This is a genomic window from Streptomyces sp. NPDC053493, from assembly GCF_044544825.1.
GTDB lineage: Bacteria > Actinomycetota > Actinomycetes > Streptomycetales > Streptomycetaceae > Streptomyces.
The window spans coordinates 148300-161847 of sequence record NZ_JBITXS010000004.1; the positions used below are offsets into that span (position 1 = coordinate 148300).

Sequence of the window (13548 nt, forward strand, 5' to 3'; positions counted from 1 at the left end):
AAACATGCTCCCCTGGCAGAGGGTCGGCCGGTGTGCGTCGGCTAGTGCGCCGCGTCGGCGATGTGCTGCGTGCCGATCCGCTTACGGAACACCCAGTAGGTCCAGCTCTGGTAGAGCAGCACCAGCGGGGTCGCGATCGCCGCACACCACGTCATGATCTTGAGCGTGTACGGGCTGGACGAGGCGTTCGTCACCGTCAGGCTCCACGCGGGGTCGAGCGAGGACGGCATGACGTTCGGGAAGAGCGTCAGGAACAGCATCGCCACCGCCGACGCAATCGTGACGCCCGAGAGCGCGAACGACCAGCCCTCGCGCCCGATCCGGATCGCCCCGATCGCTCCGACCAGCGCCACCGCCGCGATCACCAGCGCGATCAGGCTCCAGCTGTCGCCCTTGTCCGCCTGGGTCCACAGGAGGAAGGCGAGCGCGAGCACGGCCGTGACCAGACCCAGCTTGAGCGCGAGCGAACGGGCCCGGGTCCGGATGTCCCCGACCGTCTTGAGCGCCGCGAAGACCGCGCCGTGGAAGGTGAAGAGGGTGAGCGTGACCAGGCCGCCGAGCAGCGCGTACGGGTTGAGCAGGTCGAAGAAGCCGCCCACGTACTCCATCTCGGCGTCGATCTTCACACCGTGCACGATGTTGCCGAAGGCCACGCCCCACAGGAAGGCCGGGACGAGGGAGGTCCAGAAGATGGCCTGCTCCCAGTTGCGCTGCCAGTTCTCCTCGGGCCGCTTGGCGCGGTACTCGAAGGCGACGCCGCGGACGATCAGGCACACGAGGATGATCAGCAGCGGCAGGTAGAAGCCGGAGAACAGCGTCGCGTACCACTCGGGGAAGGCGGCGAAGGTGGCGCCGCCCGCGGTGAGCAGCCACACCTCGTTGCCGTCCCAGACGGGTCCGATGGTGTTGATGAGGACCCGCTTCTCGGCCCGGTCACGGGCGAGCAGCTTGGTCAGGACGCCGATCCCGAAGTCGAAGCCCTCGAGGAAGAAGTAGCCGATCCAGAGGACGGCGATGAGCACGAACCAGACGTCGTGGAGTTCCATGACTCGGTCTCCTGATCTCCTGAGCCTCAGTACGAGAAGGCCATGGGGCGGTCGGCGTCACGGTCCCCGCCGATCCGGGTGGGCGGGTTGAGGTCGTCCTCGGTGAGCTCCGGCGGACCGGCCTTCACGTACTTGACGAGCAGCCGGACCTCGACGACGGCGAGGACGGCGTAGAGCAGGGTGAAGACGATCATCGAGGTGAGCACCTCGCCCTGCGAGACACCGGGCGAGACGGCGTCCCGGGTGCGCAGCACGCCGTAGACGACCCACGGCTGGCGGCCCATCTCGGTGAAGATCCAGCCCCAGGAGTTGGCGATCAGCGGGAAGGCCATGGTCCAGAGGGCGACGATCCAGTACCAGTGGGTCAGCCGGGGGCTGAGCGCCTTCCGCTTGAACAGGACCAGATGCGGCACTTCGTCCTCACCGGTCCGCAGCCCCGGCGCCAGCATGAACTTCTTGCGGGTCAGCCAGAGCCCGACGACGCCGATGGCCAGCGAGGCCATGCCGAAGCCGATCATCCAGCGGAAGCCCCAGTACGCGACCGGGATGTTGGGCCGGTAGTCACCGGGCCCGAACTTCTCCTGCTCGGCCTTGTTGACGTCGTTGATGCCCGGGACGTACGAGCTGAAGTCGTCGTTGGCGAGGAACGACAGCAGGCCCGGGACCTCTATGGCCACCGTGTTGTGGCCCTTCTCGACGTCGCCGTAGGCGAAGACGGAGAAGGGCGCGGGCGCCTCGCCGTCCCACAGCGCCTCGGCGGCGGCCATCTTCATGGGCTGCTGCTTGAACATGACCTTGCCGAGCAGGTCACCGCTGACGGCGGTGCCGAGGCCGGCGATGATCAGCGTGATCAGGCCGAGCCGCAGCGAGGTCCGCATGATCGGGACGTGCTTCTTGCGCGCCAGGTGGAAGGCGGAGATGCCGACCATGAAGGCGCCGCCGACCAGGAACGCCGCCGTCATCGTGTGGAAGAACTGGGTGAGGGCGGTGTTCTGCGTGAGGACGTGCCAGAAGTCGGTGAGCTCCGCCCGCCCCCGCCGAGCGTCGTACTTGTAGCCGACCGGGTGCTGCATCCAGGAGTTGGCGGCCAGGATGAAGTACGCGGACAGGATGGTGCCGATCGACACCATCCAGATGCAGGCGAGGTGGATCTTCTTCGGCAGCTTGTCCCAGCCGAAGATCCACAGCCCGATGAACGTGGACTCGAAGAAGAACGCGATCAGCGCCTCGAAGGCCAGGGGCGCGCCGAAGACGTCACCGACGAAGCGCGAGTAGTCGGACCAGTTCATGCCGAACTGGAACTCCTGCACGATGCCGGTGACGACGCCCATCGCGATGTTGATCAGGAAGAGCTTGCCCCAGAACTTCGTCGCCCTGAGGTACTTCTCCTTCTCGGTGCGCACCCACGCCGTCTGGAGGCCGGCGGTGAGCGCGGCGAGGGAGATCGTCAGCGGGACGAAGAGAAAGTGGTAGACGGTGGTGATCCCGAACTGCCAGCGCGCCAGAGTCTCTGGCGCAAGAGCTAGGTCCACGACGTTTCTCCTTACATCGCGTGGTCACATCGGCAGTTTGCCCCTTTATATCCACCCATCCAGGGAGGAATCGGGACACGCTTGTGAACGCGTTCACATTCACAAGCATTATGGCTCATACGAAATCCGTACCGCCAGGCGGGGTCCCCCTACGGACCCTCCTCCCGAAGGTGGCCTCTTCCCAAGACCTTCAACATATTGTTGAATCCGGGCCATGACCCTTCGGATTCGCATCTCCTGGCCCGCCGGTCACACCACGGCCGCCATCGACGAAACCCCCACGAGCAAGGCGCTCGTGGGGGCTCTCCCGATCTCCTCCACCGCCCGGACCTGGGGCGAGGAGGTCTACTTCGACACACCGGTCTCCGTGCCCGTCGAGCCCGACGCCCGTCAGGTGGTCGCGCCGGGCACGGTGGCCTTCTGGACGGAGGGCGACGCGCTCGCCCTCCCCTACGGACCCACGCCGATCTCGCGCGGGGACGAACCGCGGCTCGCGAGCCCCTGCAACATCCTGGGCACGCTGGAAGGCGACCCGCGGATCCTGGCCACCGTCAGGGACGGCGACCCGATCCGGGTCGAGGTCGTCGACTGACCTGACGAACTCGGACCCGCCTCGGACGCTAGACGTCCTTGCGGAAGCCCTCCGCCGCCTTGAGGAACAGGTCGTTCGCCTCGCACTCACCGATCGTGACGCGCACGCCCTCCCCCGCGAACGGCCGCACCACCACGCCGTGCCGCTCGCACTCCGCCGCGAAGTCCATGGTCCGCTCGCCGAGCCGCAGCCAGACGAAGTTCGCCTGGGTGTCCGGCACGGTCCAGCCCTGGGCCACGAGCCCCGCATGGACCCGCTCGCGCTCGGCCACCAGCGAGCCGACCCGCCCGAGCAGCTCGTCCTCCGCCCGCAGCGAGGCCACCGCCGCGTCCTGCGCGAGCTGGCTCACTCCGAACGGCACCGCCGTCTTGCGCAGCGCCGCGGCCACCGGCTCATGGGCGATCGCGAAGCCCACCCGCAGGCCGGCGAGCCCGTACGCCTTCGAGAAGGTCCGCAGCACCGCCACGTTCGGCCGGTCACGGTAGATCTCGATGCCGTCCGGGACGTCCGTGTCGCGGACGAACTCGCGGTACGCCTCGTCGAGGACCACCAGGACGTCGGAGGGCACCCGGTCGAGGAAGCGCTCCAGCTCCGCGCGGCGCACGGCGGTGCCCGTGGGGTTGTTGGGGTTGCAGACGAAGATCAGCCGGGTCCGGTCGGTGATCGCCTCGGCCATCGCGTCGAGGTCGTGCACCTCGCCCTCGGTCAGCGGCACCTGCACCGAGGTGGCGCCGCTGATCTGGGTGATGATCGGGTACGCCTCGAAGGAGCGCCAGGCGTAGATCACCTCGTCGCCCGGGCCCGAGGTGGACTGGAGCAGGGACTGCGCCACGCCCACCGAACCGGTGCCGGTGGCCACGTGCGAGACGGGCACACCGAAGCGGTTGGCCAGCTCCTCCGTCAGGCCCGTGCAGGCCATGTCCGGGTAGCGGTTGAAGTTCGCGGCCGCGGCCAGCGTGCTCTCCATCACGCCGGGCAGCGGCGGATACGGGTTCTCGTTGGAGGACAGCTTGAAGGCGACCGCACCGCCCGCGGCGGCCGGCTTGCCCGGCTTGTAGGTGGGGATGCCGTCCAGCTCGGCGCGCAGCTTCGGGCTGGGCGCGCCCGCCCCGCCGGCCGTCCCCGTGCCCGTACCGCTCGTCTCGCTCACTGTGTCCTCCTCGACCGTCCGTACCACCAATACTCCTCACCTTATGAGGATTCGGCCCCGCTGCGAATGGCCTGTGGACAACGGAGCGGCAACGAGGGGAGCGCGCGCAGGGGTGGCGCGCGCCGGTGGCGAGCGCCGTGGCGCGCATCGCCCGTAGAGGTGAGTTGAGACCTCTTCGAGACCTCGTCCTCTCGCCAGGCTCATGGGCATCGATGTCGGCAGGTCCCATGCCTTATCCCCGAACTACCTTATTTTCCAAGGTGATTGACCGTATTCGATCTTGCAGAAACGTGCCTGTCAATGCCTGCATATGCGACCGGCTCGACCCACCCCCATCGCCCTACTATCGGCTCGCCATGACAGCAGCAGGGAAGCACCAGGTGAGCCGGGCACAGACCCGGGGAAGCCGGCAGGGCCGGGCGGGCATCCGGGACGTGGCCGCCGCCGCCGGGGTCTCCATCACGACTGTCTCCGACGCGCTCAACGGCAAGGGCCGGCTCCCGGACGCCACCCGCCGTCACGTCCGCGAGGTCGCAGACCGGCTGGGCTATCGCCCGTCCGCCGCGGCCCGCACCCTCCGTACCGGCAAGTCGGGACTCATCGGCCTGACCGTGACGACGTACGGGGATGAACCTTTCACCTTCACCGAATTCGCGTACTTCGCGGAGATGGCCAGAGCCGCCACCTCGGCCGCGCTCGCCCGCGGCTATGCCCTGGTCATCCTCCCCGCCACCTCCCGACACGACGTCTGGTCGAACGTCGCCCTCGACGGCACCGTCGTCATCGACCCCTCCGACCACGACCCCGTCGTCACCGAACTCGTCCGCCAAGGGCTTCCCGTCGTCTCCGACGGCCGCCCGGCCGGCACCCTGCCGGTCACCGCCTGGGTCGACAACGACCACGAGGCGGCCGTCCTCGACCTGCTCGACCACCTCGCCGCCGCCGGCGCCCGCCGGATCGGCCTCCTCACCGGCACCACCACCGACACCTACACCCGGCTGTCCACCACCGCGTACCTCAACTGGTGCGAGCGCGTGGGCCAGGATCCCGTCTACGAGGCCTATCCGGCGCACGACCCGTGCGCGGGCGCGGTCGCGGCCGACCGGCTGCTCGCCCGCCCGGACCGGCCCGACGCCGTCTACGGGCTCTTCGACCCCAACGGCACCGACCTGCTCGCGGCGGCCCGCCGCTACGGGCTGCGGGTGCCGGACGACCTGCTGCTGGTCTGCTGCAGCGAGTCGACCGTCTACGCCAACACCGAACCGCCCATCACGACGCTCTCGCTCAAGCCGCGCCGGATCGGCACCGCCGTCGTCCAGCTGCTCATCGACGCGATCGAGGGCATCGAGACGGACGGGCCGGTCGAGCGGGTGATACCGACGGAGCTGATCGTCCGCACCTCCTCGCAGCGAAGGTCGCCGCGGACGACGGTCAGCCCGCCGCGCTCTCCCTCGAAGGACTGATCCCTGGGGTAGGGCCGTAGGGCCCTACCCTGGCCTGGACCTTCTCAATTCGGGCGAAACAACCGGTGAACCCGGAGTGGACCCGGATTCACCACCCCTGGTGCGTCACACAGGAGGACCCTCATTCCTATGATGGGCGGACGACACCGCGGACCACCACGACCAGGACGGTCCGCGATGTGCAGGGCATCGCGACGGTGGTGGAGGGGTCGATGACACAGGGGGCCGGTCAGGAACCCGTGGTCCGCACGGCGACGTTGCGTGACTTCCGTGTACCTCCGTACGCCCGGGTGCCTGTCCAGGGTCACGCGGTCGAGCCGCTTCCGGCCGACGCCACGCTGCACCTCGGCAGCCCGGCCGAGGGCCACGGCGCTCCCGCGGCCCCCGCCGCACCCGCCGCGGCTCCCGCTCCGGCCTCGCCGGCCACCCCGGCCGCACCCGCCGCACCCGCCGCGTCCGCCGCCGCCCCAGCTGCCCCCACCGCCCCCACCGCCGCGGTGAGCGGCATCGTCGCGGTGGCCACGGGCGCCGCACCGGCCCCGCCGGCCCAGCCCGTCGCACCCGCCCAGCCAATCGCCCCCGCCCAGCCGGCCGCCCAGCCGGTCGGGTCCACCGCGCCGGTCGGACAGCCGGTCGGGTCCGTCGACGCCGGGCACCCCGGCAACGCCTACCCCGCCGACGAGCCGCCCGAGGGCTACACCCCGACCGAGCGCGACCTGCCCGTCATCAACCGCGGCGACACGGTCCAGGTCCACGTGCCCGCCGCGCCTCAGCCCGCCGCCGCGCCCGCGCCGGCCCAGGGCGACGGCCCCGGCCCGCTCTACGTCGTCGGCGACGTGCACGGATACCTCGACGAGCTGCTCCAGGCGCTGCACGCCCAGGGCCTGATCGACGAGAACGGCGTCTGGTCCGCCGGCAACGCCCGCCTGTGGTTCCTCGGCGACTTCACCGACCGCGGCCCCGACGGCATCGGTGTCATCGACCTCGTCATGCGCCTGTCCGCCGAGGCCGCCGCCGCCGGCGGCTACTGCAAGGCCCTGATGGGCAATCACGAGCTGCTGCTCATCGGCGCCAAGCGGTTCGGCGACACGCCCGTCAGCTCGGGCGCCGGCACCGCCACCTTCCAGGCCGCCTGGCTGCTCAACGGCGGCCAGAAGCACGACATGGACCGCCTCCAGGACGTCCACCTCCAGTGGATGTCCCGCCTCGACGCCGTGGTGGAGGAGGACGGCCATCTGCTCCTGCACTCGGACACCACCGCGTATCTGGAGTACGGCGGCACCATCGAGGACGTCAACGACAAGGTCCACGAGATCCTCAACCGCAACGACGCCGACGAGGTCTGGGACCTCTTCCGGAAGTTCACCAAGCGCTTCGCCTTCCGCGACGAGGCCGCCGGCCCGCAGGCGGTGCAGGAGCTGCTCGGCACCTACGGCGGGCGCCGGATCGTGCACGGCCACAGCCCCATTCCGTACCTTCTCGGCCAGGTCGGCACGGAGGACGGCGAGGAGGGCGAGCGCCCGGTCGTCGACGGACCGCACGTGTACGCGGACGGCCTCGCCATCGCGATGGACGGCGGTGTGACCATGGCCGGAAAGCTGCTGGTCGTCCAACTCCCCCTGCCCGCCTGAGGCATAACCGTACGCATCCGGGGAAGGCGATTTCCCGAAACACCCTGTCAACGCGTGTCGTAACCGCAATACCATCGGCTCATCCGTAGCAGGCTCTCCTCCGTTTCCGCCCGACCTGCCGTTCCGCACGGCCGGTTCCGGCCCTTACGGAGCATCGGGGGATGCACATGAACGTGGCTCCGCACCTGCTGACCGAGGACCGCGCCGAGTTCGAGCGGGTCCTCGACGACGCACTGCGCAACGCGCATGACCATCCGGATCTCGCCGAGGTCGGGAACCGGCTCACCACCACCCAGCTGCGTGCGATGGCGCTGAACGCGACCACGCTCATCACCACCGCCGCCGCGACCGAGTACGACCACTTCGTGAAGGTACGCGAGCAGGTCCGCGAGCAGGTCCGCTCGACCGGCACCGCCGGCGGCAGCGGCAGCGGTACGGGCGAGCTCCTGGGAGAGGCGGGCGGCGCGGGCTTCGTCGCCGTCGTCACCGTCCTCGCCCCGATCCTCGCGGGCACCGCCGCCGTGATCTTCCTGCTGGTCGGCGCCGTCCTGAAGATGCTGAACCCGGCGCCCGCCTTCGCCGACACCCTGCTCACCGCGGGCCTCTTCTTCGGCGTGGTCGCCGCGGCCGGACTGCTCTGCGCCGCGGTGGGACTCCTCGTCACGGCGCTGCGCAACAGCGCCACCGAAGTCCCCGCCCAGGCTCCCGACGACGAGCTGTCCCGCGCCCGCGCGGCCTGGTGCCGGGCGCTCCTCGAACGCGGCGTGCTGCCGTTCCTCCGCGACGCCCTCGCCGCCGCGCCGCCGCCCCTGCCGGACCAGTCACCGCCGCCGGCCGGCCGTATCCCCAAGGTGGGATACAGCGGGCCGGACTTCACCAGCCCGGCCGAGGGCGCGCCGGCCCCGCGCCCGGCCTACGCGAGCCCCGACTTCACCGGCCCTGACTTCACCAGCCCCGGCTTCACCGGCCCGGGCTTCGCCGACCCCGACCTCACCGGCCCGGACGCCGGCCCGCCCGAACAGCGCACCGGCTGAGGACGCCGGCCCACCGAACAACGCACAGGCGGACAACGCCGGCCCGCCCGAACAGCGCACAGGCTGAGGGCGCCGGCCCGCGACTCCCCCGGGACGTCGCGGGCCGGCCCCTCGGTTCGAAGGCGGTCCGGCTACTCCGCCATCGGCAGGTAGACCCGGTTGCCGGCCGCCGCGAACTCGGCCGACTTCTCCGCCATGCCCGCCTCGATCTCCTCGGCCTTCAGGTCACCGCCGTGCTCGCGGCGGATGTCCTGGGAGATCTTCATCGAGCAGAACTTCGGCCCGCACATCGAGCAGAAGTGCGCCGTCTTCGCGGGCTCCGCCGGCAGCGTCTCGTCGTGGAACTCCCGGGCCGTGTCCGGGTCGAGGGCCAGGTTGAACTGGTCCTCCCAGCGGAACTCGAAGCGCGCGTCGGACAGCGCGTCGTCCCACTCCTGCGCGCCCGGGTGCCCCTTCGCCAGGTCCGCCGCGTGCGCCGCGATCTTGTAGGTGATCACGCCGGTCTTCACGTCGTCCTTGTTCGGCAGGCCCAGGTGCTCCTTGGGCGTGACGTAGCAGAGCATCGCCGTGCCCCACCAGGCGATCATCGCCGCGCCGATGCCCGAGGTGATGTGGTCGTACGCGGGCGCGACGTCCGTGGTCAGCGGGCCGAGCGTGTAGAACGGCGCCTCCTCGCAGATCTCCTGCTGGAGGTCGATGTTCTCCTTGATCTTGTGCATCGGGACGTGGCCCGGGCCCTCGATCATCGTCTGGACGTTCATGCGCTTGGCGATCGTGTTCAGCTCGCCGAGCGTGCGCAGCTCCGCGAACTGGGCGTCGTCGTTGGCGTCCGCGATCGAGCCGGGCCGCAGGCCGTCGCCGAGCGAGTACGTGACGTCGTACGCCGCGAGGATCTCGCAGAGCTCCTCGAAGTTCGTGTAGAGGAAGTTCTCCTTGTGGTGCGCGAGGCACCAGGCGGCCATGATCGAGCCGCCGCGCGAGACGATGCCGGTCTTGCGGCGGGCGGTCAGCGGCACGTACGGCAGCAGCACGCCGGCATGCACCGTCATGTAGTCGACGCCCTGCTCGGCCTGCTCGACGACCGTGTCCTTGTAGATCTCCCAGGTCAGCTCCTCGGCCTTGCCGTCGACCTTCTCCAGGGCCTGGTAGAGCGGCACGGTGCCGATCGGCACGGGGGAGTTGCGCAGCACCCACTCGCGGGTGGTGTGGATGTTGCGGCCGGTGGACAGGTCCATGACCGTGTCGGCGCCCCACTTGGTCGCCCAGGTCATCTTCTCCACCTCCTCCTCGATGGAGGAGGTGACGGCGGAGTTGCCGATGTTGGCGTTGACCTTCACCAGGAAACGCTTGCCGATGATCATCGGCTCGATCTCCGGGTGGTTGACGTTGGCCGGGAGCACGGCGCGGCCGGCCGCGATCTCCTCGCGGACGACCTCGGGAGCGACGTTCTCGCGGATCGCGACGAACTCCATCTCCGGCGTGATCTCGCCACGGCGGGCGTACGCGAGCTGGGTCACGGCCTGACCGCCGCGGCCCCGGCGGGGCAGCCGCGGCCGGCCCGGGAAGACCGCGTCGAGGTTCTTCAGACCGCCGCCGCGCGGCGAGGTGTGCTTGATCCCGTCGTCCTCGGGACGGACGGGACGGCCCGCGTACTCCTCGGTGTCGCCGCGCGCGATGATCCAGTTCTCGCGCAGCGGCGGCAGGCCGCGTCGGACGTCGGTGTCGAGGGTGGGGTCGGTGTACGGACCGGACGTGTCGTACAGCGTCACGTCCTTGCCGTTGGTGAGGTGCACCTGGCGGACGGGCACCCGGAGGTCGGGGCGGGAACCCTCGACGTATCCCTTGTGCCAGCCCGGCGTGCGCTCCTGCTGGTCACCCGAGCCGTTCTGGCCGGAGGCAGGCGTGCGTGCATCCTGAATGGTCATGAGACCGAATCTCCCTACGCCGGCATTACCCGGTAACAGGTTCGGCGGTCGGCGCAGCGAATCGTCAGCGCCCTCTCAGCCCGGTGCTCCGAGCTCCCGCGTGTGCAAAGGTGCCACCACGCTAGCGTCATCCCTGGCGTGCTGAACAGTGGGGCCCCACCTGTTCTTGCGATGATCGACCCGTGACTCCCACGCATCAGACCCCCGAACCGCACGGCGAACCGCACGGCCACGGCCACAGCCACGGCCACGGGCCCGCCGCGCCCGTCTCCCGGCATCTGCGCAGAGTCATCGCCGCCGTCCTGATCCCCTTCGCCACCGCCGTGGTCGTCGGGCTCGTGGTGCTGTGGCCCGGCGGCACGCCCGCCCACCAGCGCACCGGCGTCGGCTTCGACCGGCAGACCGAGCAGGGCAAGGTCGTCTCCGTCGAGCACGTCGACTGCAAGGACGTGAACGCCGCCCAGGTCCCGCCGACCGGCGACACCTCGACACCGGAGGGCCGCGAGGCGGTCAACTCCCAGCAGGGCCAGTGCGCCAAGGCGAACGTCGAGGTCACCACGGGCCCGAACAAGGGCCGTACGTTCACCGAGATCGTGCAGCCGGACGCGCCGCGGCAACTCCACGAGGGCCAGGGCGTGGTGGTGGCGTACGCGCCCGACGCCCCGCGCGACCTGCAGTACTCGGTCACCGACGTGAACCGGAAGGTGCCGATCGCGGTGCTCGCCGGCATCTTCGCGCTCGCCGTCGTGGTCGTGGGCCGGATGCGCGGCGTGATGGCGCTGATCGCGCTCGCCGTGAGCTTCCTGGTGCTGACCCTCTTCATCCTGCCGGCGATCCTCGAGGGCTCGAATCCCCTGCTGGTCGCGGTCGTCGGGTCGAGCGCGATCATGCTGATCGCGCTCTACATGTGCCACGGGCTGTCCGCCCGCACCTCGGTCGCGGTGCTCGGCACCCTGATCTCGCTGCTGCTGATCGGTCTGCTGGGCTCGGTGTTCATCGACTGGGCCTCGCTCAGCGGCAACACCGACGACAACACCGGCCTCATCCACGGCCTCTACCCGGAACTCGACATGTCCGGCCTGCTGCTCGCCGGCATCATCATCGGTTCGCTCGGCGTGCTCGACGACGTGACGGTCACGCAGACCTCGGCGGTCTGGGAACTCCACCAGGCCGACCCGACGATGGGGCCGCGGGCGCTGTACCGGGCCGCGATCCGGATCGGCCGCGACCACATCGCCTCGGTGGTGAACACCCTGGTGCTCGCCTACGCCGGCGCCGCGTTGCCACTGCTGCTGCTGTTCTCCATCGCGCAGAGCAGCGTGGGGACGGTGGCCAACAGCGAGCTGGTCGCGGAGGAGATCGTCCGCACGCTGGTCGGGTCGATCGGCCTGGTCGCCTCGGTCCCGCTCACGACCGGCCTCGCGGCGCTGGTGGTGTCGGCCGACCGGCCGGGAGCCGCGGACGCGGCGGGGGGCGCGGGCGATGGTCGTGGCGGTGGCGTACGGAGCGGTCGCGGCGTCCGGGGCGGCGGGGGCGGCCGCCGCCGGAGGGCCAAGTGACCGCGTGAGGGCAGGGCGAAGGCCGGGTCGGGCCCGGGTCAGGGCGGAGTCGGGCCCGGGTCAGGGCCTACGTGTCGGGCGCGGCCGCCGATCCGGTCGTGGGGTCCGGTCGGGCCGCTTGAGCGGTCAGCCCGCGTTCTCCTCCGCCAGGATCCGCCCGAGCGCCGCCTCCAGGTTGTCCTCGAAGTCGCCCAGCGTCCGTTCCTGACCGAGCGGGACGAGCTTGTCCGTACGGTCGAGGAAGGCGACCAGCGGTGGCGCGCTCGCCCGGAACAGGGCGCGGTCGCTGCCGACCTGGAGCCGGATCGTCACGTCGGAGAGCACCTCGGGATCGGTCGGGGCGATGTGCACATCGCCGTCCCCGCTGGGCCGGTTGATCCCGTCGAGCAGCAGCTCACGGCCGAACGCCCAGGTGACGGGCGCGTCTCCGGGCAGGTGGAAGGTCATCCGCACCGCATAGGGGTCGCGGGTCTCGTACCGCAGTTCCACCGGGATCCTGAAGGCGAGCTCCTCGGAGACGAGGAAGCTCATCAGAACCTCGGCCTGAACCGTCTCTCGCATCATGTACCCCGCATTAGATGGGCAGTTGTGTGAACACGCCGCTTGAAGGAGTGGTCGAAACGGCCAGGAATGATCCCTCTTGGCCCTCTTGACGCAATCGTGCTCGAAGCGCTAGCAGATCACAAGGAGTGATTTTTCAGATACTGATAGAGAACGCGAGGGAGCTGAAGAGCTTCCCGATCTCATTCTGTAGCCGGTCGATCGCGGGGAGCAATCGCTCTTCCTGGTGGAGTGGGAGTGAAATCGCCATCGCGGCCGCTGTGGACCCCGCGGTGAGGGGAATGGCGGCGCAGACCGTGCCGAGCGCATATTCCTGACGCTCCACCAGGGGTTCCATTCGCCCCATACGACCCAAACGGTCCAAAAGGGACCGGCGATTACGCACCGTGTACGGAGTGATGGCCTCCACCGGGTGCCGCTCGAGGTGGTCTTGACGGCTCTTCAGATCGAGTTGGCTCAGCAGGCACTGCCCGATCGCGTGCGCGTGCCCGGTCTCCCGGAAGTCGGCCCACTCCTCGACGGCGGGCGCGGTGGGAGTGTCGGCGACCGAGACGAGCTCGATCTCGCCTTCGCGGTAGACGGCGAAGTAGACGGGCACGCCGATGGCGTCCCGCCAGTGGGCGAGAGAGTCTTCGATCTTGGTGCGACGATTCTGCAGAACTCCGCCGCCGACCAGACGGCCCGCGGCGTCGCCGAACACGAACACACCCTTCTCGCGGCGCAGATAGCCTTCGTGCGTCAGGGTGCGGAGCAGGTGGTACGCGGTGGGAAGCGGGAGTCCCGCCTCGCGCGCGAGCTGTTTGGCGGGGGCCCCGTCCTCGTGGGAGCCCACGGCCTCGAGCAGTCTCAGGGCGCGCTGCACCGAGCCGATCAGCGTAGGAGCAGCGGGCTGCGAAGCAGTGGCCAAAGGTCACCCCCAGGCGTGACGACGAGTGCGTCGCACCCGCCCGCGGGGGCCGCCCCCGCGCGCCCGCCGCGGCCTGGGACCCGTGGGGTCCGGTGGCGGACCCGGCGGGGACAGGCACGATCACGCCGGTCGGTGCGGGTCTACGCCT

The 13548-nt window shown here is 70.1% G+C and carries 11 protein-coding genes and 1 riboswitch; of the genes, 5 read left to right on the forward strand and 6 right to left on the reverse strand.

All coding sequences use genetic code 11. From position 1 onward, the window contains the following. Window positions 1-41: 41 nt before the first annotated feature. A complete protein-coding gene (gene cydB, locus ACIGO8_RS14005; protein ID WP_399728928.1) occupies window positions 42-1046 on the reverse strand; it encodes a cytochrome d ubiquinol oxidase subunit II in 1005 nt (334 codons plus the stop codon). Between the two features lie 26 nt (window positions 1047-1072). After that, window positions 1073-2578 (reverse strand): cytochrome ubiquinol oxidase subunit I, encoded by a 1506-nt coding sequence (locus ACIGO8_RS14010; RefSeq protein ID WP_399728931.1) that lies wholly within the window; start codon window positions 2576-2578, stop codon window positions 1073-1075. A 214-nt stretch (window positions 2579-2792) separates the two neighbouring features. On the opposite strand from ACIGO8_RS14010, the gene ACIGO8_RS14015 reads away from it, so the two are divergent. Further along, a complete protein-coding gene (locus ACIGO8_RS14015) occupies window positions 2793-3170 on the forward strand; it encodes a cyclophilin-like fold protein (RefSeq protein WP_399728934.1) in 378 nt (125 codons plus the stop codon). A 28-nt stretch (window positions 3171-3198) separates the two neighbouring features. Here ACIGO8_RS14015 and hisC read toward each other — a convergent pair whose 3' ends face one another. Further along, on the reverse strand, window positions 3199-4320 hold the full coding sequence (gene hisC / locus ACIGO8_RS14020) for a histidinol-phosphate transaminase (protein ID WP_399728936.1): 1122 nt from the start codon (window positions 4318-4320) through the stop codon (window positions 3199-3201). A gap of 356 nt (window positions 4321-4676) precedes the next feature. On the opposite strand from hisC, the gene ACIGO8_RS14025 reads away from it, so the two are divergent. From ACIGO8_RS14025 to ACIGO8_RS14035, 3 genes are all read left to right on the forward strand, one after another. Continuing rightward, window positions 4677-5783 carry a LacI family DNA-binding transcriptional regulator gene (locus tag ACIGO8_RS14025; RefSeq protein WP_128975982.1) on the forward strand — a complete coding sequence of 369 codons (1107 nt, stop codon included), beginning with the start codon at window positions 4677-4679 and terminating at the stop codon, window positions 5781-5783. Between the two features lie 212 nt (window positions 5784-5995). Further along, complete coding sequence (locus ACIGO8_RS14030; protein WP_399728939.1) at window positions 5996-7414, forward strand: metallophosphoesterase; 1419 nt, start codon at window positions 5996-5998, stop codon at window positions 7412-7414. Between the two features lie 161 nt (window positions 7415-7575). After that, window positions 7576-8448 carry a hypothetical protein gene (locus ACIGO8_RS14035; RefSeq protein WP_399728942.1) on the forward strand — a complete coding sequence of 291 codons (873 nt, stop codon included), beginning with the start codon at window positions 7576-7578 and terminating at the stop codon, window positions 8446-8448. A gap of 131 nt (window positions 8449-8579) precedes the next feature. Here the strand turns inward: ACIGO8_RS14035 and thiC are convergent, their stop codons facing one another. Further along, window positions 8580-10373 (reverse strand): phosphomethylpyrimidine synthase ThiC, encoded by a 1794-nt coding sequence (gene thiC / locus ACIGO8_RS14040; protein WP_399728944.1) that lies wholly within the window; start codon window positions 10371-10373, stop codon window positions 8580-8582. Next, a riboswitch (TPP riboswitch) is annotated at window positions 10368-10483 on the reverse strand. (Overlaps the previous gene by 6 nt.) Before the next feature lie 72 nt (window positions 10484-10555). On the opposite strand from thiC, the gene ACIGO8_RS14045 reads away from it, so the two are divergent. Continuing rightward, the gene (locus ACIGO8_RS14045; RefSeq protein ID WP_399728947.1) at window positions 10556-11932 is read left to right on the forward strand and encodes a YibE/F family protein; all 1377 of its coding nucleotides are present in this window, start codon (window positions 10556-10558) and stop codon (window positions 11930-11932) included. Window positions 11933-12058: 126 nt separating this feature from the next. Here the strand turns inward: ACIGO8_RS14045 and ACIGO8_RS14050 are convergent, their stop codons facing one another. Continuing rightward, entirely contained in the window at window positions 12059-12493 is a 435-nt protein-coding gene (locus ACIGO8_RS14050) for an SsgA family sporulation/cell division regulator (RefSeq protein ID WP_399730038.1), read from the reverse strand. 136 nt (window positions 12494-12629) lie between these two features. Beyond that, entirely contained in the window at window positions 12630-13367 is a 738-nt protein-coding gene (locus ACIGO8_RS14055) for an IclR family transcriptional regulator (protein ID WP_399730041.1), read from the reverse strand. Window positions 13368-13548 lie beyond the last annotated feature (181 nt).

Bases quoted from the DNA above. Each gene is read 5' to 3' on its own strand.
- ACIGO8_RS14035 (WP_399728942.1), top strand. From the start codon at position 7,576: ATGCACATGAACGTGGCTCCGCACCTGCTGACCGAGGACCGCGCCGAG.
- thiC (WP_399728944.1), bottom strand. From the start codon at position 10,373: ATGACCATTCAGGATGCACGCACGCCTGCCTCCGGCCAGAACGGCTCG.
- cydB (WP_399728928.1), bottom strand. From the start codon at position 1,046: ATGGAACTCCACGACGTCTGGTTCGTGCTCATCGCCGTCCTCTGGATC.
- ACIGO8_RS14025 (WP_128975982.1), top strand. From the start codon at position 4,677: ATGACAGCAGCAGGGAAGCACCAGGTGAGCCGGGCACAGACCCGGGGA.
- ACIGO8_RS14050 (WP_399730038.1), bottom strand. From the start codon at position 12,493: ATGCGAGAGACGGTTCAGGCCGAGGTTCTGATGAGCTTCCTCGTCTCC.
- ACIGO8_RS14030 (WP_399728939.1), top strand. From the start codon at position 5,996: ATGACACAGGGGGCCGGTCAGGAACCCGTGGTCCGCACGGCGACGTTG.
- ACIGO8_RS14015 (WP_399728934.1), top strand. From the start codon at position 2,793: ATGACCCTTCGGATTCGCATCTCCTGGCCCGCCGGTCACACCACGGCC.